Annotated in this window: 21 protein-coding genes and 1 tRNA gene; 9 read left to right on the top strand and 13 right to left on the bottom strand. The window is 63.4% G+C overall.

Annotated features, from left to right (window positions below):
• Nucleotides 1–55 precede the first annotated feature (55 nt).
• Nucleotides 56–1,288 carry an MFS transporter gene (locus tag KQ296_RS02735; RefSeq protein ID WP_011932201.1) on the top strand — a complete coding sequence of 411 codons (1,233 nt, stop codon included), beginning with the start codon at nucleotides 56–58 and terminating at the stop codon, nucleotides 1,286–1,288.
• Here KQ296_RS02735 and KQ296_RS02730 read toward each other — a convergent pair.
• The 6 genes from KQ296_RS02730 to KQ296_RS02705 all read right to left on the bottom strand — a co-directional run bounded on the left by KQ296_RS02730 (nucleotide 1,215) and on the right by KQ296_RS02705 (nucleotide 8,237).
• Nucleotides 1,215–2,795 carry a BCCT family transporter gene (locus tag KQ296_RS02730; protein ID WP_011932202.1) on the bottom strand — a complete coding sequence of 527 codons (1,581 nt, stop codon included), beginning with the start codon at nucleotides 2,793–2,795 and terminating at the stop codon, nucleotides 1,215–1,217. The two genes, KQ296_RS02735 and KQ296_RS02730, sit on opposite strands and share 74 nt — an antisense overlap.
• Nucleotides 2,796–2,830: 35 nt before the next feature.
• Complete coding sequence (locus KQ296_RS02725; RefSeq protein WP_041428334.1) at nucleotides 2,831–4,018, bottom strand: FAD-dependent oxidoreductase; 1,188 nt, start codon at nucleotides 4,016–4,018, stop codon at nucleotides 2,831–2,833.
• Nucleotides 4,015–5,070, bottom strand: a complete 1,056-nt coding sequence (locus KQ296_RS02720) for a Glu/Leu/Phe/Val dehydrogenase dimerization domain-containing protein (protein WP_011932204.1) — start codon at nucleotides 5,068–5,070, stop codon at nucleotides 4,015–4,017. The genes KQ296_RS02725 and KQ296_RS02720 overlap by 4 nt, the downstream gene beginning before the upstream one ends.
• The gene (locus KQ296_RS02715) at nucleotides 5,070–6,107 is read right to left on the bottom strand and encodes an SAM dependent carboxyl methyltransferase (RefSeq protein ID WP_011932205.1); all 1,038 of its coding nucleotides are present in this window, start codon (nucleotides 6,105–6,107) and stop codon (nucleotides 5,070–5,072) included. Before KQ296_RS02715 ends, KQ296_RS02720 begins: the two co-directional genes overlap by 1 nt.
• Before the next feature lie 76 nt (nucleotides 6,108–6,183).
• Complete coding sequence (gene rdgB, locus KQ296_RS02710) at nucleotides 6,184–6,777, bottom strand: RdgB/HAM1 family non-canonical purine NTP pyrophosphatase (protein ID WP_011932206.1); 594 nt, start codon at nucleotides 6,775–6,777, stop codon at nucleotides 6,184–6,186.
• Nucleotides 6,774–8,237 carry a phosphoglucomutase/phosphomannomutase family protein gene (locus tag KQ296_RS02705; RefSeq protein WP_011932207.1) on the bottom strand — a complete coding sequence of 488 codons (1,464 nt, stop codon included), beginning with the start codon at nucleotides 8,235–8,237 and terminating at the stop codon, nucleotides 6,774–6,776. The genes rdgB and KQ296_RS02705 overlap by 4 nt, the downstream gene beginning before the upstream one ends.
• A 52-nt stretch (nucleotides 8,238–8,289) precedes the next feature.
• Between KQ296_RS02705 and KQ296_RS02700 the strand changes: the two genes are divergently transcribed.
• Nucleotides 8,290–9,768, top strand: a complete 1,479-nt coding sequence (locus KQ296_RS02700; protein ID WP_011932208.1) for a TM0106 family RecB-like putative nuclease — start codon at nucleotides 8,290–8,292, stop codon at nucleotides 9,766–9,768.
• On the opposite strand, the gene KQ296_RS02695 is transcribed toward KQ296_RS02700, so the two are convergent.
• Both KQ296_RS02695 and pyrE read right to left on the bottom strand, forming a co-directional pair.
• On the bottom strand, nucleotides 9,765–10,637 hold the full coding sequence (locus KQ296_RS02695) for a folate-binding protein YgfZ (RefSeq protein WP_011932209.1): 873 nt from the start codon (nucleotides 10,635–10,637) through the stop codon (nucleotides 9,765–9,767). The genes KQ296_RS02700 and KQ296_RS02695 overlap by 4 nt on opposite strands.
• Nucleotides 10,634–11,215 carry an orotate phosphoribosyltransferase gene (gene pyrE / locus KQ296_RS02690; RefSeq protein WP_011932210.1) on the bottom strand — a complete coding sequence of 194 codons (582 nt, stop codon included), beginning with the start codon at nucleotides 11,213–11,215 and terminating at the stop codon, nucleotides 10,634–10,636. The genes KQ296_RS02695 and pyrE overlap by 4 nt, the downstream gene beginning before the upstream one ends.
• Here pyrE and KQ296_RS02685 point away from each other — a divergent pair.
• The 4 genes from KQ296_RS02685 to KQ296_RS02670 all read left to right on the top strand — a co-directional run bounded on the left by KQ296_RS02685 (nucleotide 11,214) and on the right by KQ296_RS02670 (nucleotide 14,266).
• Nucleotides 11,214–11,795 (top strand): hypothetical protein, encoded by a 582-nt coding sequence (locus tag KQ296_RS02685; RefSeq protein WP_011932211.1) that lies wholly within the window; start codon nucleotides 11,214–11,216, stop codon nucleotides 11,793–11,795. The genes pyrE and KQ296_RS02685 overlap by 2 nt on opposite strands.
• Before the next feature lie 12 nt (nucleotides 11,796–11,807).
• Nucleotides 11,808–11,880: transfer RNA gene (locus KQ296_RS02680), tRNA-Ile, on the top strand.
• Nucleotides 11,881–11,893: 13 nt separating this feature from the next.
• On the top strand, nucleotides 11,894–13,201 hold the full coding sequence (locus KQ296_RS02675; protein ID WP_011932212.1) for a hemolysin family protein: 1,308 nt from the start codon (nucleotides 11,894–11,896) through the stop codon (nucleotides 13,199–13,201).
• Between the two features lie 60 nt (nucleotides 13,202–13,261).
• The gene (locus tag KQ296_RS02670) at nucleotides 13,262–14,266 is read left to right on the top strand and encodes a Gfo/Idh/MocA family protein (protein WP_011932213.1); all 1,005 of its coding nucleotides are present in this window, start codon (nucleotides 13,262–13,264) and stop codon (nucleotides 14,264–14,266) included.
• 25 nt (nucleotides 14,267–14,291) lie between these two features.
• On the opposite strand, the gene KQ296_RS02665 is transcribed toward KQ296_RS02670, so the two are convergent.
• The gene (locus KQ296_RS02665) at nucleotides 14,292–17,480 is read right to left on the bottom strand and encodes a glycoside hydrolase family 15 protein (RefSeq protein ID WP_011932214.1); all 3,189 of its coding nucleotides are present in this window, start codon (nucleotides 17,478–17,480) and stop codon (nucleotides 14,292–14,294) included.
• A 49-nt stretch (nucleotides 17,481–17,529) separates the two neighbouring features.
• On the opposite strand from KQ296_RS02665, the gene KQ296_RS02660 reads away from it, so the two are divergent.
• Nucleotides 17,530–18,276: a WecB/TagA/CpsF family glycosyltransferase gene (locus KQ296_RS02660; protein ID WP_011932215.1), complete on the top strand. Its 747-nt coding sequence runs from the start codon at nucleotides 17,530–17,532 to the stop codon at nucleotides 18,274–18,276.
• A 5-nt stretch (nucleotides 18,277–18,281) separates the two neighbouring features.
• Here KQ296_RS02660 and KQ296_RS02655 read toward each other — a convergent pair whose 3' ends face one another.
• Together KQ296_RS02655 and tgt are read right to left on the bottom strand one after the other, a co-directional pair.
• The gene (locus KQ296_RS02655; RefSeq protein ID WP_006042358.1) at nucleotides 18,282–18,425 is read right to left on the bottom strand and encodes a photosystem II reaction center protein K; all 144 of its coding nucleotides are present in this window, start codon (nucleotides 18,423–18,425) and stop codon (nucleotides 18,282–18,284) included.
• Nucleotides 18,426–18,456: 31 nt separating this feature from the next.
• Complete coding sequence (gene tgt / locus KQ296_RS02650) at nucleotides 18,457–19,575, bottom strand: tRNA guanosine(34) transglycosylase Tgt (protein ID WP_041428742.1); 1,119 nt, start codon at nucleotides 19,573–19,575, stop codon at nucleotides 18,457–18,459.
• A 63-nt stretch (nucleotides 19,576–19,638) separates the two neighbouring features.
• On the opposite strand from tgt, the gene KQ296_RS02645 reads away from it, so the two are divergent.
• Nucleotides 19,639–20,418, top strand: coding sequence for an adenosylcobinamide-GDP ribazoletransferase (locus tag KQ296_RS02645; protein ID WP_041428335.1), 780 nt, complete (start codon nucleotides 19,639–19,641; stop codon nucleotides 20,416–20,418).
• Here the strand turns inward: KQ296_RS02645 and KQ296_RS02640 are convergent.
• Nucleotides 20,366–21,511, bottom strand: coding sequence for a sensor histidine kinase KdpD (locus tag KQ296_RS02640; protein ID WP_011932218.1), 1,146 nt, complete (start codon nucleotides 21,509–21,511; stop codon nucleotides 20,366–20,368). The genes KQ296_RS02645 and KQ296_RS02640 overlap by 53 nt on opposite strands.
• Nucleotides 21,512–21,894: 383 nt before the next feature.
• Between KQ296_RS02640 and KQ296_RS02635 the strand changes: the two genes are divergently transcribed.
• Nucleotides 21,895–22,263, top strand: coding sequence for a DUF3155 domain-containing protein (locus KQ296_RS02635; RefSeq protein ID WP_011932219.1), 369 nt, complete (start codon nucleotides 21,895–21,897; stop codon nucleotides 22,261–22,263).
• 9 nt (nucleotides 22,264–22,272) lie between these two features.
• Here KQ296_RS02635 and KQ296_RS02630 read toward each other — a convergent pair whose 3' ends face one another.
• Nucleotides 22,273–22,896, bottom strand: coding sequence for an alpha/beta hydrolase (locus KQ296_RS02630; RefSeq protein WP_011932220.1), 624 nt, complete (start codon nucleotides 22,894–22,896; stop codon nucleotides 22,273–22,275).
• Between the last annotated feature and the right edge of the window lie 39 nt (nucleotides 22,897–22,935).

The raw sequence follows: 22,935 nt of genomic DNA, 5'->3' as shown, positions 1-22,935 counted from the left end.
CGCCAAGCACAACCCGATGATCCCTTCACACTGAGCTCGTTGTTGCACGCTTGCTGTGCGTGATCGCCTGCTTTGGCTGTTCAGCCTTCTCTTTGTTCTCTGGTTGGTCTGGGTGGAGACCGGCTTTCAGTACTACGAAAGGGCGCTCGGTTCGGAGTTGCTTGTTCGGCCAGCGGGTCTGGCCCTGATTGCAGGCAGCTTTCTGGTGCCCTACGGGCTTGTGCAGGTTCCCGTGGGGCGACTGATCGATCGCGGCCGGGTTGAGCTCTGGCTGCTTCTGGCTGCGTTGGTCGCTGCGAGTTGCAGCGTGGTGTTTGCCCGCAGTGAAACCCTCATGGGGTTGTTGCTCTCCCGGATCGGCACGGGGATGGCTTGTGCCGTTGCATTCCCGGCTTCGGCGGTTCTGGCGCGGCGCACCCTGCCGACCCATCGCTTTGCGTTGGCGATGGGATGCACCGATGCTCTGGTGGGTTTGGGGGCTGCGCTCGCTGCGCTGGTTCCCCTGCTTCTGGGTCGCTCAGCCTGGCGGGGTTTGGTGCTGCTCCAGGGCCTTTCGCTGCTGCTGGTGGTGGCCTTGCCGGTGTTGCTCCTGGGTGTGTGCAGCAACGGGCGGGCCCGGGTGGAATCGCTGCCGATCAGCGCGTCTGTGGTGAACGTGCCGCGCTGGAGCCGGGGGGGCGTGCTGCGACTGATTCAGTGCTGCCTGCTCTATGCCTGGGGGCTGGGATTTGTGTTCGGGATGGCCCAGTACGGCCTTCTCTCCACCCTGAAGGGATGGTCCAGCCCCTTGATGGAAGGACTCACCCTCACCATGTCCATCGGTTTGATGGTGGGCATGGTCGGCAGTGGGGCGCTGGGTGGTCGGCCTCAGCGACGGGGCCGTGTGCTGCTGCTGGGAACCCTCCTCACGCTGTTGTCCCTGCTTCTTCTGCTGGCATCCTGGATTCCCCAACCGCTGTTGCAGCTGCCGGCGCTCACCTTCGGCATCGGCATGGGTTCGGCCGTTTTGGCCTTCCCGATTGCGGAGGCCTCGGCTCCTGCCGGACAGACGGCGATGACCGTTTCGATCGTCAACACCTGCGGAACCCTGATGGGCGGAGTGATGACCGTGGTGTCAGGCTTGATCCTGCAGGCTTCGCCAAGCGGTGATCTCTCGCTGGTGCTGGTGATCTATGGCGCACTCGCCCTGTTTGGGGTCGCGATGGCGGGCTGGATCAGCTTGAACCCGGAGCCTGTTGACGCTGCTGCCATTCCTTCCAGGCCAGACGCGGTGCCGTCCAGAGAGTGATCAGCACCAGGGGGGTGACCGGAACGGCTGAAATCACAATGAAGGCCTGCAGAGCATTGATCGATGTGCTGTCTCCCAGGCTGGTTCCGATGCGCAGCAACACCAGGGTGAGGCTGCCAATCATCAGGGCCCAGAACAGACGCAGAAGGGCGGGTGGCTTGCGCTGGGCACTCACCACCATGGCAGCCGCGTAGCTCATCGAGTCGGCGCTGGTGGCCATGAACAGCACCACCAGAATCAGACCAACAGGAATCAGCAGCCAGGGGAGTGGGAGCTGGCCAAGGATGGCGAGCAGAGCGCCTGCTTCGCCACTGGCAGCCAGAGGGCCACTGATGGCTCCTGGATTGCTCAGCTCCAGTTGCATGCCAGTGCCCCCCAGCAGGGTGAACCAAAGATTGGTCACGATTGGGCAGAGGATCGCCACGGCGAGCACCAGTTCGCGCAGGGTTCGGCCCCGGCTCACGCCTGCGGTGAACAGCCCCATCAAGGGGGCGTATCCAAGAAACCAGCCCCAGTAGAACACCGTCCAGGCATTGACCCAGTTATCGGGCCCACGGTTGGGAGCCAGGGCCATCGGCACCAAGTTGCTCACGTAGAGCGTGAAGGAACTGGCGAAGTGTTGAATCAGCCAAACACCGGGCCCCAGCAGAAGCAAGGCCGCTGCGAGGCCAAGCGTCAGCCAAACGTTCACTTCCGACAGCCATTTGATGCCCCGTTGAATGCCGCTCACCGTGGATGTGGCGAACACGGCGGTGAGCAGGACCACCACCAACGACTGCAGCCCTGCGCTGTCGCTGAGGCCAGGCAGCATGCCGGCGGCGTTGCTCAGCTGCAGTGACAGGAAGCCGAGGGGGCCCACCGTGCCAGCAATGGCTGCCACCACAGACAGTCCGTCGGCCAAGTCCCCAAGCGGGCCTTCGACCCATCGATGGGGAAGCAGTCCCACCAGAAGAGTGCGAGGCCGCAGGGGTTCTCCGCGCTGCTCCTGGATCGACAGGGTGATTGTGACCGTGGTGGCCACCAGTGCCCAAGCCAGGAATCCCCAGTGCAGGAAGCTCACGGCCAAAGAGGGATCGACAGCTGCCGCTGTGGAACCTTTGACAGCGCTGAAATAGGGCGCGGGCGTGCGGAAGTGGAACAGGGGCTCGGCCGCTGACCAGAACACACCGCCACCCGCCAGCAGCGTGCAGATCAGCACGGCGCACCAGTCAAAGAATTTCAGGCTTGGCTTGGCATCGACGCCTCCCAAGCGCAGGCGTCCCACGGGACTGATCGCCATCACCACGGCAATTACGAACAGCAACAGCACCATCCACTGCCACAAGCCGCCCAGGGATCCACTGACGATGGCTTTGCCGGAGCTGGTGAATTGCTGGGCGAGTGTGAGGTCAACGGCCGCCAGCACCAGGAAGGCCAGCAGAGGCCCTGCGCCGATCCAGAGGGGAGGACGACGCCACCAGGGCCCTGCCGAAACAGGACCGTCGCCGAGGTTGGTTGGATCGCTCACGAAAACGCCTTAACGAAGAACTGACGGGTCGCGCTTCAGGCGCGCACGGCCTCACGTTGATGACTCCAGCAGGAGAGATCCACGGCCGGTGATTCACCGCAGGCCAGTCGGGCGAGGGAATCGCCAACGAGAGGAGCGAATTTGAACGCCTGGCCCGAGCCGCCTGCAAACAGGCTGAGCTTTGGCGTGAGGCGATCGAGAACGAAGTTCACATCGCTCGTCATGGAGTAGGGGCTCATCACCGTCTCCACCCGCTCCTGCACTCCGTTGAGTTCGTTGAACAGGAAGGTGTCGAGAAGTTCGAGCAGTCGCGCCGGGGCTTCACTGCACATGGCATTCGGTTCAGCAACCCGCAGCTCCTTGGGAGCCCAGTCGATACCGGCCTTGATGCGCGGCCGTCCATCTGCCGTGTGGCTGAGGACAGGGAATCCGTAGTACAGGCCGCCATCGTCGCCGCGTTCCCGTTGGAAGCAGAACCATTGCGGATAGCGATCTGCCAAGGCGGGGTCAACGGTGTAATGCGCCCACAACATCGGCCAGATCTCGAGCTTTGGAGACAGACCCAGCGGGGCCAGCAACAGATCGCTCCAGATGCCGCAAGCCACCACCACCTGATCGGCAGCGATGTGATGACCGTCAGCCAGGGTCACGCCGCCGCCGTCGGCATCAATTCCTTTCACTGGAGTGCCCTCCAGAAGGCGATGACCCGCCTGTTCCGCTGTGCGCCGCCAGTGGGCGATCACCTTGTCACTGCGGACTGCTCCTGCGGTGGGTTCGAATAAACCTGTGAAGTCGGCCTTGGGTTTGAGGGGAAAACGTTCGGCGATCTCCTTTGCGCTCAGAGCCTCGTAGGGAATGTTCTGTTCATCCATTACCCGCCGGGCACCGGGAATGGACCCTTCGATGGTTTCTTCGTCCCAACTTTCGCCGTAGAACAACAACCCGTGGGTTTCCCTCAGGGGCTCTCCGGCGTGCTGCTCTTCCTGCCGCCAGAGGCGATTGGCCTCCTGGGCCAGTCGGCAGAGCACCGGGTCGGAATACATCTCCCGGAACATCCGGGTTTCACCGAAGCTGCTGGCCCGTGCATGGGCCAGCGTCTTCGCTTCCAACAGCACGACATCACGCACTCCCCGTCGGCCGAGAGCTGCTGCACAGCTCAGGCCAGCCATGCCGCCACCGACTATCACGACCTCGGCCTTGACAGGCATTGGTGATTGGCTCATGCAGCGTCTCCAAAACTGAGGCCGATGGGATCATGCTCCCGTTCTGCGGCCACTTCCACCAGAGCATCACCCACCGACAGCCCCTGGTCACGCTGATTGAGATAGTTGGTTGCGCGTTGACGCACTTCCTGGCGAACGAAGGCGTACACATCGTTGGCACCAGCACCTTCCCAGGCATCCGGTGAAAAGCGTTCGATCGAATCGGCAATCACGGCACCGGCATTCACCAGTGGGTCGGGCAGCACGCGGATGTTGCGGCGGCGTAGATCGTCAGCAAGTTGGGGCTGCTGGAAGGGGGCATTGGCCGCTGGTACCACCGCAGCAACCTTCAGTGCGGAGGCCATCTCCGCATTGATCAGCCCGGAAATGGAGCAGGGGATCAGGAGATCCACCTTGATCTCCCACCAAGGACAGTCGCTGGGCAGGGGGGTGGCTCCAGGAAAACTCGCGCGTGATCGGTCGAGATCGGCCGTGAACACAGTCCAACCGTGCTCGACCAGCACGCGAGCCACAGTGCCTCCCACGGCGCCGCAGCCATGCACAAGAGCACGGCCAGGGGTGGCCTGGCTGAGTTCGGCTTCGAGGACAGCTTCAACGGCGCCCAACGTGCCGTGGGCCGTAGCGGCACTGGCATCCACCGGGCTTCCGACAGCAGCCAGCACATGGGGGGTAAGCGCCGTCAGGCGCTCCATGTCTTCCAGGCTGGTGTTCAGATCACAGCCGGTGATCATGGCGCCATCGAGGGATTCGAGCAGGCCAGCCGTGACCTGGATCAGCTCGTCCTTCACCGCCGCTGGTTCAGCAGCGCGCGCCACGATCTTGCCTCCGGCGAACCCCGTTCCATAGAGGTCATGCTTGTGCGTCATCAGCCCTGCCAGGCGTTCTCCGTCGGCGATGCACGCTGCGTCGCTTGGATAGTTGAGCAAGCGCAGACCGCCATTGGCGGGGCGGGCGGAGTCGGTGTTCTCCGCGACGACAAACACCGAGAGATGATCTGAGACGTGCTCAGCCAGCACCGACACGGTCGGCTTGGGACGGGTGATCGTTGTCATCAGGCCACTTTCTCCATCATTTGGTGGTGTTCGACGTAATCGAGGCTCCACTCGCTCGGTGCATCGGCAATGCGTTGCTGGAGGCGCTCATAAACGAGGTCAGCGGCCTTGTCACCGGCAGCACTGGCGAAGCTATGGCGACTCCAGCTGCGGATTGTGGCCATCAGGCCTGCCGCAAAGGTGGCCGTATCGCCATCCTCGTTCCAGCGCCTGCGGTATGGGCACTTCACGTACACCGTGCGTTCATCCACCAGACGCAGGCCGTTGCGGTAAGGCGCTGATGATTCGTCCTTCAGCGGCGCCATGAATTCATCGGGGGACTTGTAGAAGTTCAGCACCGTGCCGTTGCGGTACTGCTCCTCACTGATCACCCCTTCGTCGGCCAATTCACGCCAGATCTGATGCAACTGGTCGTGCACATTGCGTGTCTCGCCGCCGTTGTGTCCGAGATAGCGGCCTTCATGGTCCCGTGACAGGTTCACGGTCAGCAGCCGGCCACCCACAATCAGCTCGCGGCTGCGCAGTTCCAGCACATAGGTCCAGTCCTTGAGGGCCTGGGCCGTGAAGCGCTGCAGCGCATCGGCGTCTCCCGAGGCCAACACGTGGGTATGGGTATTGAGCGGTCCGGGTGACTCGCTCAGCCAGTGCATGGCTGTTGCGGAGAAGCCGAAACTAATGGTGTTGGGGCCGACGGAGGGCTCGTAAAAACTCCGGGCACTCACCAGAACGGTGGGCTTGGGGTCCCTGGGAATCTGCAGCGCCAGATTTTCGGCCAGGGCCACGTTGTCGTTGCTTGGCAGATCGTTGCCGATCAACGTGAGGTGAGCCTGCGGCTGCTTGGCATGCAGGCGATCGAGGATCTGGCTCCAGAGCCCTACGGCGGTCCCTCCATCGGCTGCTCCGTAATCGATCAGCACGTGGCTGTCAGATACAGGAAGTTGATCCACACAAGTCAGGGCCCAGTCCGAGGCGGCTTCAATGCAGAGGAGAGCGCCTTCGGTCTGCGCGCTGTAACCCGTGGTCATGGCAATGGCCATAGACCTCGTCAGCGACAGCGTTCACGGTACAGGAGTCGTCTGTCAGGACTTCGTGACATAGGTCACCACGGTGGTCTCAGGCCTCCATGAGCAGTTGCCGGAGCTTGGGTTCCAGCAGGGCAAAGGCCCGCCCCCGATGACCCTGCGCTTTCTTTTCTGGCGTGGTCATCTCGGCGAAGGTGCGTGCGGTGCCATCCACTTCGAAGATCGGGTCGTAGCCGAAACCACCCTCGCCTCGGGGGCTGCGCGTGATCTGGCCAGCGCAGCGACCCTCCACTTCCAGCAACACGCGACCACCAGGAGCGGCCAGACACAAGGCCGCGCTGAAATGGGCACTACGGTCGTCGCGATCCTTCAGGGCCTCGAGCAGTCGGCTGATCCGTTCCGGGTCGGTTGGGGCATAGCGGGCGGACTGCACCCCAGGGGCTCCGTTGAGAGCATCAACGCTCAGGCCTGAGTCGTCGGCAAGAGCCCAGGACGCTGTGGCGTCAGCGACGGCCACGGCTTTCAAACGGGCATTGGCAGCGAAGGTCTGCCCCGTTTCCTCCACGTCCAGACCGTCCGGCTGGGCTGTGATCTGCAGAGGAAGACCGGTCAGTAGGTGTTCGAATTCACGAATCTTGCCGAGATTGCCACTGGCGATCACCAGGGTGCGCAGGGACGGGCTCATGCGGCCTCCGCGAAGCTGCGGGCCCAGGCGAGCACCTCAGCCACCCGCTCAGCATCCGGCGCCTCGCAGTAGAGGCGCAACAGCGGTTCGGTTCCTGAGAACCGCAGCATCAGCCAATGGCTTGGACCGAGTCGCAGCTTCACCCCATCGGTGGTGATCACCTCTTGAACGGCCACACCGGCTACGGACTGCGGTGGCTGCTCCCCGAGCAGGGCCTCAAGGCGGCGGCGCGCATCCATGTCGGGCAGGCGCAGGTCGAGGCGGTCGTAATGGCAGGCCCCCCCGCAGCGATTGCGCAAGGCTTCGAGCCGTTTGCCCAGAGGCTTGCCGCCATCCACAAGAGCCTCGAGCACCAACATCGCAGCGAACAGGGCGTCCCGCTCTGGCAGGTGCATGCCGAAGCCCACGCCGCCGGATTCCTCGCCACCGATCAAGACCTCTCCGCTCAGCATCTCAGCGGCGATGTACTTGAAGCCCACGGGCAGTTCAAGCACGGTTCGACCAAGATCCTCGGCAACGAGGCGCATCAGATCAGAGCCACTCACGGTCTTCACGACCGTGCCCGGCAGCGCTCTCGCCCCTGCCAGATGGTCGATCAGCAGAGGCATTAACTGCTGAGTACTACAGAAACAACCGGTCTCATCAACCGCTGCGATCCTGTCGCCATCGCCATCGAACACCAGCCCGACGGCCGGCTGTCCCGCTTGCGTGGAGGTCTGTACCGCGGCGATCAGTTGCTCGAGATGGGGGGCCAGGGGTTCCGGCGGGCATCCCCCGAAGAGGGGATCACGGCTGCTGCGGATTTCGGTGACGATCCCTTCCGCCTCAGGACCCAGGAGGTCTTGCACACAGCCGGCGGCGGAACCGTGCATCGGATCCACGATCACCTTCAGGCCCATCGATCTCAGCCCCTGGGTGATGGCGCTCAGATTGAGCTTGTTGCGCAGGCCCTGGAGATGCTCGCCCCGCGCATCAAACCGGGGAAGGTCGCCAGCGACAGGAATGGAGAGTCCGCCGGCAGCCAGTCGTTGTTCCACCGCAGCCGTGAAGTCACCTTCCACGGAGCCGCCAAAGGGCCCTTTGATCTTCAAACCCAACCACTCCGGTGGGTTGTGACTGGCGGTGATCACGAGGGCGCCGAGGGCCTGGCGCTGCACCACAGCCCAGCTGCAGGCGGGCGTGGGCACCGGCGTGCTGGTGAGCAATGGATCCAACCCAGCCCCGCGCACCGACGCGGCGATCGCTTCGGCTAGCTCAGGGGCCAGAAAGCGTCGGTCGTAACCGATCACCACCGTGCGGCTCTTGAGGCCTTCAGGCGCTTGGTAAGCCAGTTCCTGAGCTGCTGCGGCCGCCACCGGAAGCAGTCGTTCCACGGTGATGTCCACCCCAAGAATTCCGCGCCACCCATCGGTTCCAAAACGGATGGGTGCTGCCGTTAGGGGAAGAGGAGCCGACGCCATAGGAAGCCTGCAATGCACTGGATCTAGCAGCCGGCCGCCGTAACGTCGGCCCATGGGTGACACCCGCTCTGCTGACAAGCCGCTCACGGATCGTCTGCTGCGCAGCTGGACGCGCTGCCGCCGACGGGCCTGGCTGGATCGCCATGGAAGCAACCAGCTGAGGCTTTACACGGCCCATCGCACGCTTCAGCTTGATGATCAGCAGCGCAGTTTTGTGGCGCTCCTGGCCAGGAAGCCTGGCCATGGACTACAGGCCTGCGCACAGGGAGAGGAGGGTGTGGTGGGCTTGCGGCTGCGCTCCACCACCCGCGAGGGGCTGGCGGTGGAGGCTCACCCTGCGCTTCTCCAGCGTCGCGCGGGCTCCAGTCGTTGGGGTGACTTTGTTTACCGGCCTGTGCTGGCCCGGCAGGGGCGACGGCTGACGCGTGAACACAGGCTGCAGCTGGCCCTGGCCGGGCGCCTGCTCGAACAGCTCCAGCAAGCCCCTGTCCGCGACGGCCTGGCTTTGGCTGGATCCGGTCGGCGCCTCGAGCGCGAAAGAGTGCCGCTCGGCGGGGCACTTCAGCGTCAACTCGATGAGTCGCTCACCAAGCTGGCGGCGGATCTGAAGCGCCCCACCCCGCCGGCTCTGGCGGCGGACCGACGCAAGTGCACGTTGTGTTCATGGCGTGGTGTATGCAACGCCGACGCCGCCCGTGAAGGCCATCTCAGCGAAGTGAGCGGCATCGGTGCCAAGCGCAGAGACATGCTGATCGAGATCGGCATCGATGGCTTGGCCGCTCTGGCTGATGCCGATCCAGAGCGGCTGGCGCTGCAGCTCGAGCGCTTCGGTGAACAGCACGGTGCAGTGGCGGCACCTCTGGTGGCGCAGGCACGGGCCCAGCGCGATGGATGTGCGGAGCTCCTGGCTGTACCACCGGCCCTGCCGGAACTGGCTGAAGCACCTGGGGTGTTGTTGTACGACATCGAATCCGATCCCGATGCCCGCGACGATTTCCTGCATGGATTCGTGCGTTTGCCCAGAGGATTGGAGGGCCGCTGGGATCTCTCCCGCGCCACCTATCACCCTCTTCTGGCCCTGCAGGAGCATGGAGAGGGGGCTTGTTGGACCCGCCTCCAACGGATGTTGCGGCAGTACCCCGATTGGCCCGTGCTCCATTACGGAGAAACGGAATCCCTGGCCCTGCGCCGCATGGCCCAGCGTCAGGGGGTGGGGGATGCGGATCTGGCGGCGTTGCGACGTCGGCTGGTGGATGTGCATGAGCGACTCCGCCGTCATTGGCGTCTGCCGCTGAACAGCTATGGGCTCAAAACCGTGGCGGACTGGCTCGGCTTTCGCTGGGGACAGACGGGGGTGGATGGTGCCCGGGCACTGCTGTGGTGGCGGCAGTGGCGGGGAACCGGGCCGGGAGGCCGGGGCCACGTGCAGGCGCTGCGCTGGATTTTTGCTTACAACCGGGATGACGGCCTGGCGACCTGGGCGGTGGCCGCCTGGTTATTGGCGCAAGACGAAACGCTCGGAAAGGGTTAACGCCCGCTGGGTGGATCTTGAAAGGCTCCTGGGCGCTTCACAGTCACCGTTAGTGGATGGGGCCTGGAGTCCGTGGGTTCGCTCTGCAGGGTTGTGGCCTCGAGCGCTTGGCGGCGGATCAGCGCTAAGCCAAGCCGAGGTTCAGTCCCGTTGGGATCCGCAACGCTGGTGATGCGTCCGGCCCGTTCCCCGTTCAGAACCAGCGCATCGCCGGGTTGGAGGTCTGCGGCCCCTGGATCTGCGCATTGCCAGCATCGCAACTGCTGCTTCACCGCACCGCGCGAGCCCAGTTTGGCCAGGGTCTCCTGGCCCAGGTAACAGCCCTTGTCGAGGTTCACCCACCCCGCCAGGCCCAGTTCAAAGGGATTGGTGTCGCCCGTGATCTCTTCGGCCCCGAGGGGCCAGCCCTGCTGAAGCCGCCAGCGCTCCAGATCGGCTGCTGTGCACGCTTGCGTTTGATTCCATGGCGCAGGAACGATGGCGTCGTCATCGAGCCACAGCACGGTCTCCACGCCTGGTGCCTGGTCGCTGCTCAAGTGCTGCAGGCGCCTTTGTTGTCGCGGTGCACCAAGCCGGACGCGGTCTGCTGGGAAGATCACCCGATCCAGGCCTTGGGCCAGCTGGTCAGCGTCACCGTTGAGCACCAGCACATCGGCGCCCTGGTCGTCGAGGCGTAGTTCCAGCAGGGCCTGCAACCGGCCCGTGGCATTGAGCCAGCACGCTTGGATGATTGGCCCTGAGGGTGCGCCTTCCACCTTGGCGCTCGTCTGGCCGTTCAGGAATCCTGCGCAGCCCGAGCCTTCCAGTCGGACGACAGCAAAGTGCTCGTCCCAGAGAAGGGCTTGGGGTTTCGATCCGTCCACCGTCACGCCGACAGCTCCTGCGCGCGGGTTGCCACGTCACTCAGTTTGAACAGGCTGACCAGCTCGAGATCGGCCGCGGCCATGGCGGCGCTGCCCCCTTCCTCGCGGTCCACAATCGTGACCACCCGCTTCACGGTGTACCCCGCTTCACGGAGCTGCTGCACCGCTTTGATCGATGAGCCACCGGTGGTCACGACGTCTTCCAGCACTGTGACCCGGGCTCCTGGCTGGGGTAGGGGCCCCTCGAGCCAGGCGCCAGTGCCATGGCCCTTGGCCTGTTTGCGCACGATCAGGGCATCGAGTGCCCGGCCCTGGTGCGCGGCTGCCATGGCCACACCGCTCACGAGAGGGTCAGCACCAAGGGTGAGTCCACCCACCGCCACCGCGTCGGCCTCCACGAGCGCGAGCATCGCCGGACTCAGCAGGGCCAGGCCGGTTCCGCTGAGGGCGACCGGCTTGCAATTCACGTAATGGTCGCTGCTGCGGCCCGAGGCCAGGGTGAAGTGTCCAAACCGATAGGCCTCCCGCGCCAGGCGGTCGAGAAGAACATCGCGATCCATGGATGGGTCGGAACGATCGGTCATGGGGGCTGGTGCGTGGCGAATCCTCTGCCTAGTTTGCGCGCAGTGGTGGTTTCGTTCCGTGGCCTGGCATCGCCTCAGCCCGTTGCTTCTGTTCTTGCCCTTGGCTCTGTGCCCCCAAGGACTGGCCAAGCCGATGGTCTGCACCACCACCCTGGAGGCACCTGCACAGGTGTCGGCTTTGGCTGAGGGTGTCGCCCAGCCTGTGGAGGTGACCCGATGTGCCCCGGTGGAAACCACCGAGGCTTTGGTGGAGCGTCGCTTCTACACCTGGACGTCGTCCTATGCCCGAGGGGTCGACCTTCTGCACCAGGTGACTGATCTGTTTGGTATCGCGCTGGCTGGGCCCGATGGTCAGCGCTTGATGGGTCTGGGATTCCCCGACCAAACCATCATCTGGGACGGATCCGCTCTTCAGAACACCACCCGGGTTCTGCTCGAAGAGCAGAGTGCACCCATTCCCTGGCGCACGGTTGATTTATCCAATGGATTCGGCAGCAGCCTGGCGGAGGAGATGCAGCAGCCCGAGCCCGTGGTGCAGCCATCGCCCGACCCCTTTCCCGCTGTTCGTGCTTTGTGGTAAGACCTCGGTTGCGGGGGTCTAGCAATCTGGTGAATGCAGCGAACTCATAATTCGCCTAAGGCGAGTTCGATCCTCGCGACCCCCATCCCCTCTCCCGAATGCGCCCACTCCTGCTGATCGCGCTGCTGGTTCTGCCGGCTCTGTTTTCAGCCGCCGAGGTGGCCCTGCTGAGGCTCAGACCCAGTCAGGTGCAGGAGTTCAACGAGCAAGACCGGCCTGGCGCCCAGGCGTTGCTGAGGTTGCAGCGGCGTTTCCCGACAGCGCTGCTCATGACCCAGTTCGGGACGTCGCTCTCGCTCGTGGCGCTCGGCTGGACGGGCCGCGGCTTTGGTCAGCGCTGGTGGCCGCTGGACATGGCCTCCGGTCGTTGGTGGGATCTGGCCTGGTTCCTGGTGCTGGTGGTGCTGGCCACCCTGATTGCCGGGCTGTTGCCGCGAGCCTGGGTGTTGAGTGGCCCCGAGCGCGCGGCGCTGCAGCTGGGGCCGGTGCTGGAGGGTGCCATCCGGGCACTCCAGCCCCTGCTCGCGGTCCTCAATGCTCTGGCGGCTGTTCTTCTGCGCGTCGCCGGCCTCAGCCAACGCTGGGGTGCCACCGTCTCGGTGCTGTCGGCCAGTGAGCTGGAGACCCTGATCGAAAGCGGTGGCGTGACCGGTCTGAAGCCCGATGAACGCAACATCCTCGAGGGTGTGTTCGCGTTGCGCGACACCCAGGTGCGCGAGGTGATGGTGCCCCGCTCCGGGATGGTGACCCTGCCAGTTGAGGTGCGCTTCGCTGGGTTGATGGAGGCGGTGCATCGCACCCGCCATGCCCGTTTTCCGGTGATCGGGCAATCGCTTGACGACGTGCGTGGTGTGCTCGATCTCAGGCGCCTGGCCGAACCGATCGCCCGGGGGGAACTGAAGGAAGACTCGTCGCTCGAGCCTTACCTGATGCCTGCTGAGACCGTTCTGGAAACCAGCAACCTTGCGGATCTCCTGGCGATCATCCGTTCAGGGCATCCCCTGCTTCTGGTGGTGGATGAACACGGCGGGACTGAGGGGCTGGTCACCGCTGCCGATCTCAACGGCGAAATCGTCGGTGATGAACCTGCCGAGGAGAGCGATGAGCCTGATCTCCAGGCGGTGGAAGGCCAGCCGGGAGCCTGGCTCGTTGCGGGTGATCTGGAGATCTTCGAGCTCAACCGCCAGCTCGGGTTGGATCTGCCAGAGGCCAGCGACCATCACACCCTGGCCGGTTTCCTGCTGGAAAAACTGCAGCACATCCCCTCCCCAGGAGAAGCGCTTCGCCATGACGGTGTTCAGTTCGAGATCTTCGCCATGGCGGGACCTCGCATCGTGAGGGTGCGTCTGGTGCTGCCCGACCAGGAGGTCTCAACCCAGGACTCGTCCAAGCCAGAAGAGCCTTAGTTCGTTTCGCTAACCGCCGCGTCGATCACCGATAATCAGCGCGTTCGCGCAGGCCCGCTGATGACCGACACCATGGTTCCGGTGAAGGTCGGCGTGATTGGCATCGGCAACATGGGCTGGCACCATGCCCGCGTTCTCAGCCTGCTGAAAGACGCTGATCTAATTGGTGTGGCCGATCCGGATTCCGCCCGAGGCGCTCTGGCCAAAGAGCAGTTCGGATGTCGCTGGTTCGCTGATTACCGCGACATGCTCGCTGAGGTCGAGGCCGTTTGTATTGCTGTTCCGACCCTGCTCCACCACCCCGTGGGTCTGGCTTGCCTGGAAGCCGGTGTGCACGTCTTGATTGAAAAGCCCATCGCGGCAAGCCAGGAGGAGGCCGCTGCCCTGATTGATGCCGCCAGCAGAGGCGGCCGCTTGCTTCAGGTCGGCCACATCGAGCGCTTCAACCCCGCCTTCAGGGAGCTCACCAAAGTGGTGGCCAACGAGGAGGTTGTGGTGCTCGAAGCCCGTCGTCACAGCCCCCATGCCGACCGCGCCAACGATGTGTCGGTGGTTCTGGATCTGATGATTCACGATCTCGATCTTGTGCTTGAGCTCGCCGGCTCATCGGTGGTGCATCTGGCTGCGGCCGGTGGCCGCAGTTCGTCGGGCCCGATCGATTACGTGAATGCCACGCTCGGGTTTGAGAATGGTGTGGTGGCCAGTCTCACGGCCAGCAAGATGAGTCATCGCAAGATCAGAAGTCTCAGCGCTCACTGCCGCTCGAGCCTGGTGGAGACAGACTTTCTCAATCACAACCTGCACATCCACCGCCGCGCCCATGAGTGGTATTCGGCTGATCACGGAGAACTGCTCTACAGAAACGACGGGTTCATTGAGGAGGTGAGCACCACGTCGATTGAGCCCCTCTACGCCGAGCTCGAGCACTTCTTGCAGTGTGTGCGAGGCCAGGAGACCCCAGCGGTGGATGGGCAGCAGGCCTCCAGGGCGTTGCGGTTGGCGGATCTGATTGAGCAGGCGGTGGAACAACCTGGCGTTGGCATTCCGCTCGAGGCGCCGATCTGAGTCGGCGCTCCCGTCCTTCTGTGATTCAGTTCAGAGTGTCCCGATCGGCGAGCTGACGCAGAGCTGCGATCTGCCAGTGACGGCAGAGGGCAGGGGATGAGCGGTAGAACTGATCCCACGCACTGGCTTTGTGCTGGGCGTAATCGGCCTCCTTCAGGTCAGGATGCGTGGCATGCCAGCCCACGCGAACGGCATGGCCGATCACCACATCCAGAGCGATGTCGTCCTCAATCTGGATCTGGGGGTTGGCGGTGGCAAAAGCCATCAGTGAGAGCAGGCTTTCCGTGCACAGTTGCCGGTATTCGGGTGCGGTGATGCGGCTGAGGAGATGTTCAACCTGGATCGCAAAGTTGCGCTCACCGGGGGTTTTCTCCAGCAGGAGGGCGCTGGTCAGGCGATTGCGGCGTTCGAGTTTGTCGCCAATCACCAGTCCCCGACAGTGGTGCAGAAGCGACCAGATGCCTGCGTAGAACTCCTTGGGCACCTGCTGGAGTGAGCCAAGACGGATGCGATGTTGGAGCCAGTCGCTGCCACCGGGACCGGTTTCAAGCGGTTCGGGCACCGTCCATTGCACCTGACCGCGCACGTGCAGCAACTCCCTTCGCTGCAAGGCGTCGCGGGCATGATCGACATCCGCCAGCACCGTGCGCAGCCGTTGGCCAAGGCGGTGCGGCGGCTCGTCACACACGGCCTCAAAGGCTTCGTCCTGGCTGAGTTGTCGTTCAGCAGCAAGCTCAGACGTGAGCAAAAGCATCAACTGTCCGAGCTGGAAGGTCAGAGAACCGCGGATCATGTCGGGTTCGCGCCTGGCGATCCCGTCGAGGGCCAGCAGGAGTTCCTGCTGCAGCATCCACTCGCGACCATCACTGCCGCAGGTTTGCTCGATCAGAGCTGCAATCGCCTGGCTGGACACGGGGGTGCTCAGTCGTGAGGCCTTGGTGTAATTGCGTCCAACCACCACCTGCTTCTGCCGGCTGAGCAGGTCGATCAGTGCGTCGTCCAGCTGCGGGTGAATGAGTCCCATGGCGCCGGCGCAGCGACGGGCCACGTTCCAGTCCTCCTGCTGCAACCCGCGTCGGTAGATCTCCTCCAGCAGCGTTTTGATTTCTACCGGAGCTCCGTTAGGGCCGCTCAGGATCGCCGAGCTTCCCAGCTTGCGCGTGAGCAGTTCCAGCACTTCGGCCTGCTCGCGCAGGGAGTTGCTCGACCAGAGACGCCGTCGCAGCTCCTCCAACGATGTGTCGTCCAGCTCCTGTTCCTGAGCAGCGGTGAGATCACTCAGATCGGTCGAAGCCTTGAGCAGTTGCCTGGCATTGGCCGTGGGGGGCAGTTCAGAGGTCGCCAGTGCGTGATGAGGCAGTTCATGCCACTGGGCTCGGGCTGCCAGCGTTTCCAGGGTTGCGAACTCCACATGCACGTCTTCCACGCAACCACTGCAAAGACGCTCTGTGAGGGCGAGCAGATGGGTGTCTCCTCGCTCCAGCAAGGAGGCCTGCACTGGAATCAAGAGCAGGGGTGAACCAGGTCCTTGCCAGTGCCTCTGCAGCAGATGCAGCTCGTTCACCACGCTGTCCACCAGATGTCTGGGGTCGTGGCTGAGATAAAACGTTCCCTCTTCAAGAACGGCGGGAAGAAAGGCCAGCTGCCGTTCACCCAACCGATAAAGCCTGGCACTGGCGGCAGTCTCAGGCCTTAAAGGTGGACAACCGCTCAGGCCAAGCGCCTCGTCAACGCCGACGGCGCTCAGGTGTTGACGCAGGGCATCGGAGCTCAGGATTTCGATCCCTGCAGTGTCTAAATCGCTAACCGGAAGCCCGAGCTCCTTCAGGCGCGAGGCCACGCTGGGGTCGTCGGGCGCCAAGCAGACCAGGACTGACTGCGCGCCTAGAACAGACGGCAGACGCCGGCCACAGGGATCGAGGTCTGCGGCCTCGATCAGCCCGTCCATCAGCATCTCCCCGAGCCAGGCCAGGCTCTGGGTCCAGAGCAGGGGGACATTGTCATTGGCGACGCGTTTCTGGCTCCCGGGGCGCTGGCGTTCGCGTTCCACGGCTTCTGCGGGAACGAGGTAAAGCTCTGGGTAGAGCATCTGGCCGTTGCGTTCCACCCGAACGGCTTCCAGGCGATGGCGCCACTGTCTGGCGTCGTCCCAGCGCTCTTCAAAACAGGCGGTGATCAATTCATAAGCCAGGAACAGGGGCCATTCCGATTCCACTCCCTCAAACGTGGCGAGTTCATCGCATTCGTAGTGCAGGCGCGTGATGTCTTCCACCACGGTTTGGTGGCCATCGCGCCTGAAGCGCTTGTATCCGTAGAGGCCGCCCAGTTCCCGGCGGATGCGTCGGGCGGTGCGTTCAACAAGCTCAGGATCCTCGATCGCCCAGGCGGGATAGCCGATCACCGACAAACAGGCGCTGTCCACCTCTTTGCTGGCGGATTCACGTGGGAGAAGCCCCTGCAGCGCTCGCCTTAAACGCACCACGGCTCCGGGAGGGATCAGCACGGTCACGCTGCCATCGCCATGGGCGGCGAAGAGATCCACACCGTCGAGAGCCTCCAGGGCAGCCTTGGCCATGCCGATCGAGCTGGCATTGCGTTCCGGCAGTCCATGGTTGCCTTTGTCTCCCCTCTCCCAGATGCCGTAGTCCGGGGTCTGGTAAGCCCGGGCGACGTAGTACACGAGGTTCTGAATGAAGGCCGCCTCATGGCGGTTGTGGATCACAGCCAGACCGCTGCGACTGAGCTGGGCCAGTTGAAGCAGAAACAGTGATGTGGCATCGAGCTGGAGGTGCCCCCATCCGTCGTCAGGCACCACCGGTTCCCCAGTCCGGCTGTTGTACTTGGCATGGAGCGCGTCCAGTGGATCCAGGCTGTGCTTGAAGCGTTCGACCTTCTCCGACTGACGCAGCATGGCGCTGAGCAGTCCGCGCATGAGGTCGACCACCCGCTGCTCCAGTTCCCAGCTGCGTTGGCATGGGCCGAGGAGTTTGCGGTGGGCAATGGCCAAGCCCCAAACGCACTGAATCGAGTACACGCAGTCGCGAACCCAGGCATCGCCGTAGTTGCCGTGAACGGTATGGGCCGTGCTCGCCGGAAGCAGTCCGCTCAGCGGATTTTGCCGCTGCAAGACCACGGCTTCGATGGCGCTGTCGAGTTGCTGCAACTGGTCCAGCTTCTCCTGGTCATTGCTGGCAACCGGATGGGACAGAACCATGGCCTCGCGTTCGACCGGACCTAGATTCTCCCTCGGAGCCGTTTCGGAGATGGAAACAATCAGTACTGGCCCGCGCGATCGTCGTCGCTGCCACGTTCTTGGGGTTCCTGTTGACGCTTGCCGCGATGTGGTGGCTTCTGCAATCGGCTTGCATGGTGACGGCGGAGGTCAGATCGTGACGCTCAATGCCGAAATGACGATGCGAGCGCGTCAGGACGCGGATCTTGGTGCCGTGATTGCCCACGCAGACCTCGTGGTTCCGGATGGAGCAGGTGTGGTGTGGGCTCTCGGTCGCCAGGGGGTCAGGGTGAGGCGCAGTCCTGGTATCGAGCTGGCCTGGTCTCTGCTGCGTTACGCCGAGGCCCACAACTGGTCTGTCGCCCTGGTGGGTGGTTCACCCGAGGTGATGGCGCGCCTGAAAACCAAACTGGCCCACAGCCATCCCAAGCTGCGGTTGCAGATGGCAGAGCACGGATTTCAAGCGCCGGAGGCATGGCCGGCTTTGGAGGCCCGATTACGCAGTCTTCGGGCTGATCTTGTGCTGGTCGCTCTGGGTGTGCCCCGTCAAGAACTCTGGGCGCAGAGCATGCGCCACTCCCTCCCCGGCGTGTGGATGGGCGTCGGCGGCAGTTTCGATGTCTGGTCCGGTGTCAAGCAGCGAGCACCGGAATGGACCAGCCGACTGCAACTGGAGTGGCTTTTCAGGCTGCTCCAGGACCCGTCACGCTGGCGGCGTTATCTGGTGCTGCCTCAATTCGCTTGGGCGGTGCTCCGAGCGGGCGCAAGGCGGCGTTAAGGCGTTCAGCGGAAGCCGACGGAGGCTTGCCAGACGAAGGCCAGAAGCAGGAAAAACACTGGGATGATCGGCAGGATGTCGATCAGTGGGCCGAATGCCTGATAGGCCTCGGGAAGTTGGGCCAGCAGGTCAAGGGAGAAGGCAGCCATCCCGGCGAACAGTTCGGTCAGTGAGCGGACGCTACCACGTGTGATGGGCGGGTGAGTCGTCGTCCCAGGGACGGAAATCCTCTGCAAAACAGCCTTCGCGAATGGCGCGTTCCATCGCACTGGTGAAGCGGATCAGATGGGTGAGGTTGTGCAGGCTCAGCAGAGTTAATCCGAGCAACTCTTCACTGCGGATCAGATGGTGCAGATAGGACCGGGTGTGCTGCTTGCAGGCGATGCACGGGCATGTGGGGTCAAGCGGTGTGTGGTCATGCCGGAAGCGGGCGTTGCGCAGGTTCCAGCGCTCCCCGGCCACCATCGCCGTGCCGTGCCGCCCCAGACGGGTGGGGAGCACGCAGTCGAACAGATCGATTCCGTTGGCGACAGCAACAGCCATTTCCCGGAGTGTGCCGATGCCCATGAGGTAGCGGGGACGATCCTCCGGCAGGAGAGGCGTGACCTGCCGAACGATGCGGTGCATCTCCTCCACCGGCTCTCCCACGCTGACGCCGCCAATGGCGATGCCCGGGAGGTTGAAGCCGGCGACGGCTTTCGCGCTGGCTTCGCGTAGGTGAGGGAAGCACCCCCCTTGCACGATCCCGAACAGGGCCTGGTCGGTGCGGGTGTGGGCGGTGACGCAGCGCTCGAGCCAGGCATGGGTGCGCCGACTGGCTTCCTCCACATCATTCTCAGTGGCGGGGTAAGGGGGGCATTGGTCAAAGGCCATGGCCACATCCGCACCCAGCGCCATCTGAATCTCCATCGACCGTTCCGGCGTCAGCAGGATGCGGCTGCCGTCCCTCGGATTGCGGAAATCAACGCCGTGGTCATCGATGCGATTGAGGTCCCCCAGGCTGAACACCTGAAATCCCCCTGAATCGGTGAGCATCGGGCCCTGCCAGCCCATGAACCGATGGAGCCCACCTGCGGCCTCCACGACGGCTTCACCGGGTTGGAGGTGCAGGTGATAAGTGTTCGAGAGCACCATCTGTGCTCCGGTGGTCGCGAGTTGATCGGCCGTGACCCCCTTCACGGTGGCCAGCGTTCCCACGGGCATGAAGCGCGGTGTGGTCACCGGCCCATGGGGAGTCTGAAAACAACCGCAGCGGGCAGCGGTGTGCCGGCATGTTGCGTTGATCTGGAAGTCGAACACCCGCATCTCCGCCCAGGTCTTGACCCTACGGTGAGGTGAGTTCGCCGATGCTGCCCTCTGAGGATCGCTGCTCTGCCCTGGCTTCGGGATCTTGCCGGTGCCTGGATTTTCTACTCCGTCCTGCCTGCCTGGCCCTGGCCTTCACCACGGTTCGAGCGCATTGCCCGCTTTGCTCCTTGGATCGGTCTGGTGATCGGTGGCCTTCAGGCGTTGCTCTGGCTTCTGCTCAGTGCCATGAACTGGTCGGTTGAGAGTTGTGCTCTCTTGGCGATGGCTCTGGGGGCCTGGCTCACAGGTGGATTGCATCTCGACGGCTTGATGGACACGGCTGATGGTCTGGCTGCTGGGCAAGAGCGATGTCTTGAAGCCATGGACGACAGTCGGGTTGGAGCCAGTGGAGTGCAGGCTTTGCTGCTGGTGCTGCTGCTGCAGGCAGGGGCGTTGATCAGGCTTGGCCCATGGGCGCCGCTGGCGCTGGTGATGGCTGCGGTGATCGGCAGGGTTGCTCCTCTGAGCGCGATGGCACGGTTTCCTTATCTCCGCCAAGGGGGGACGGCGGGGTTTCATCGCCGGCATTGGCATGGCGCGCAGGAGTGGGTTCCATCTGTTGCTCTGCTCCTACTGCTCCTGATCGGCGCGGCCTTGATGGGGGGCGGTTTGGCTCCATCCGTGTCCCTTGTGCTGGTGGTGGGCCTGGGAGCGGCTTGGTTGATCGTGGGGTGTCTGGGGAGGCGCCTCGGTGGTCATACCGGCGACACCTACGGGGCCTGTTTGGTGTGGGGGGAAACCGTCACGCTGGTGGGTTCAGCGCTGGTGTTTCCTGCGGTGTTGGGGGCAGGCTGAGCAGAAAGGCATTGCCCTGATTCGGCAGGCTGTGATCAAGGTCTGCAGGTGTACGCAAGAGTTCGAGCTGCCCTCCCCGTTGCCGGGCCAACGTTTGAGCCAGGGCGAGACCGAGGCCTGAACCTGCGCGCTCGCTGCTGCTGCTGCCGCGAACCCCTTTCAAAAAAATCTGTTCTCGTTCGCTGTCGGGAATGGGAGGCCCTGCATCCCACACGCACACTCCGTGATCGTGCAGGTACAGGCCCAGGTCACAGCCATTGGGGCTATAGCGGAAGGCATTCTCCAGCAGGTTGGCCACGATCTCCGCCGTCACTGCGTCGGCGGCAGGACGCGGTGTCTGTGTCCAGCGCGGCCATTGCTGCGGTGCTCGCCACAGCCGTCCCTGCAGGGCGGCCGTCGCAGCGGCGCGATCAATCAGAGGGCGCAACAGATCGGCGATCGTGAGATCGGGGGCATCGGCAGGCACCGGTGGCAGAAGCAGTGGGGTGGCGTTCTCCGGCTCAAGCCGCAGCTCCTCCCTGCCGATCCTGTCGAGAGAGGTCACATAACGATCGAGCTCAACCTGTTCCCGGATCAGGTTCTCCACCAGTGGCCGCTGCTGGTCATCGGGACCGAGGCGCCGGAGCAGCAGCTGGGCGTAGGTTCTCAGGGCTGTCAGCGGATTACGGAGTTGGTGCACCATCACCGACAACTGCTGACGCTGGGCATCCAGTTGACCGTTCAGGCGGTTTTGCTCAAGTTCCAGTCCGCGAATGCAGGCGAGGGTTTCGGCGCAGGTTTGCAGGCGGCGGTTGTGGGCAGCGGCTTGCCCTCCGTCCTCACTCTGTTCAGCTCGCAGCACCCCAAGGAGCAAGGAGCGATAGCGCAGGGGGTACCAACGTCGTTCCGGCGCTGAACTGCGCAGGCTTGGGTCCTGGGCGATTGAATCGGGAAGGGCCACTCCCTCGGGCGACTGGGCGACGAGGGTGAGGCTGGGTGTGCTCCCTTCCTGGCGCTCCGTGAGGTACAGAGCAAGACGATCGGCGGCTCCGTCGGCGCTGAGGGCGTTGAGATGTTGCTGTGCCAGCGCCAGAAACTGATCAGAGAGATGCATCAGCTGGGCGGTCTTCGAAAACTGTCAAAGAGGCGACAGACGCCCGAGGCTTGCCAATTCAGCAAAAAGTCTTAAGATCAGATGAACGACCAAAGCCCGACCTCGTGGAGGTCTGGAATTGTCGATTGCTGGATCAAGGTTGCGCTTTGCGCGCTACCAAGGTTACAGCAGAGGTTGATGAATCTCCTGTTGTCGTCAGCAGCCCTGTTGGCGAATTCAACGGTGCGTGTCCAATCACGAAGGCGGTTTTGCCGGTTACTGCGTGGTTCGGGGCGCTGATTTCTGGATGCTTGCGATAAGCGTCCTGCGGTACGCGCTGAATTACGGCTCTTCCCGCCTGTCCACTGTTCTCTCTTCTATCCCTCTTCGGGGAATTCAACATCATGTCCAAGAAGCGCAAGCGGATCAGCCGCCGCCGTCTCGCCGGCCAACGGGTTCTTGCCCATGTGCCCACGTTTCATCTGGAAACCGGCGAGCACAAGCCCGTCACCGCTGCCCGGCGCTTCATTGCCGAGGGTGGTCTGGTGCCTCCTGCCCTCCTGAATGTGCGGCGCAACGAGCACACCACGGATCGCTTCTTCTGGGGAGAAAAGGGTCTGTTCAGCGCTCAGTACGCCGAAGAAAACCACTTCCTGTTCCCATCCCTGCGTCTGATTGTCGACAAGATCGGCGAAGAGGTGATCTTCGAGGGTCTCGAGCTTGCCTCCGACGACTGGGAGGAAATGGAGGAATACGAATACGCCTTCGTTTGAGTCTCCTGTCTAGAAGTCTTGGCTGACTGGGTTCAGCCAGGACCGCAAGGCCTCAAGCATCAGCGGAACAGTGTCGTTGGGAATGGTGTGCCCGCCATCGAACGTGTGCAGGCGACAGGATTCACTGTCTCCACCCAGCTGTTCAGCGAGTCTTCGCTGCGCTTCGACGGGGACAACGTCATCATCACGGCCGTGCAGGAGCATGACTGGCGGCCGTGATTTTTGTGGTTGCCAATGGGGATGGGGATAGGCACTGCAGGCGATGATTCCCGCCAACGGCAGCTGACATCCCACGTTCAAGGCCATGGCGCCACCCTGGGAAAACCCCAGAAGGACTGTTTTTGAAAGCGGAATCTGACGTTGATCAAGCGCTTCGATGCGCTGTTTGAGTTCATGGACTGCTTGGGCAGCATCGGCCCACTGCTCTGGGAACAATCCGTACCACTGGCGCCCAGAGCCTGCGGGGTGAAGCTCCGGCGCGTTCAAGGCCATGCACTCGATGGCCAACCCCGATGCTTGGCTCAGACACTCGCCTAACGGCATCAGATCACGGGCATCGGCCCCCCAGCCATGCAGAAGCACCAGGCGCGTCCGAGCTGGTTCCTGGCCGCGCTGGATCAGGAGGTCGTCCATGGGGATCGAGACCGACTGCTGCGTAGGTTGGCGGATGGT

The sequence above is a fragment of the Synechococcus sp. CS-197 genome, from assembly GCF_025128215.1.
In the GTDB taxonomy this organism is placed as follows: domain Bacteria; phylum Cyanobacteriota; class Cyanobacteriia; order PCC-6307; family Cyanobiaceae; genus Synechococcus_C.
Note: the sequence above shows the minus strand (reverse complement) of the source record. Positions and strands in the feature narration are given on the sequence as shown.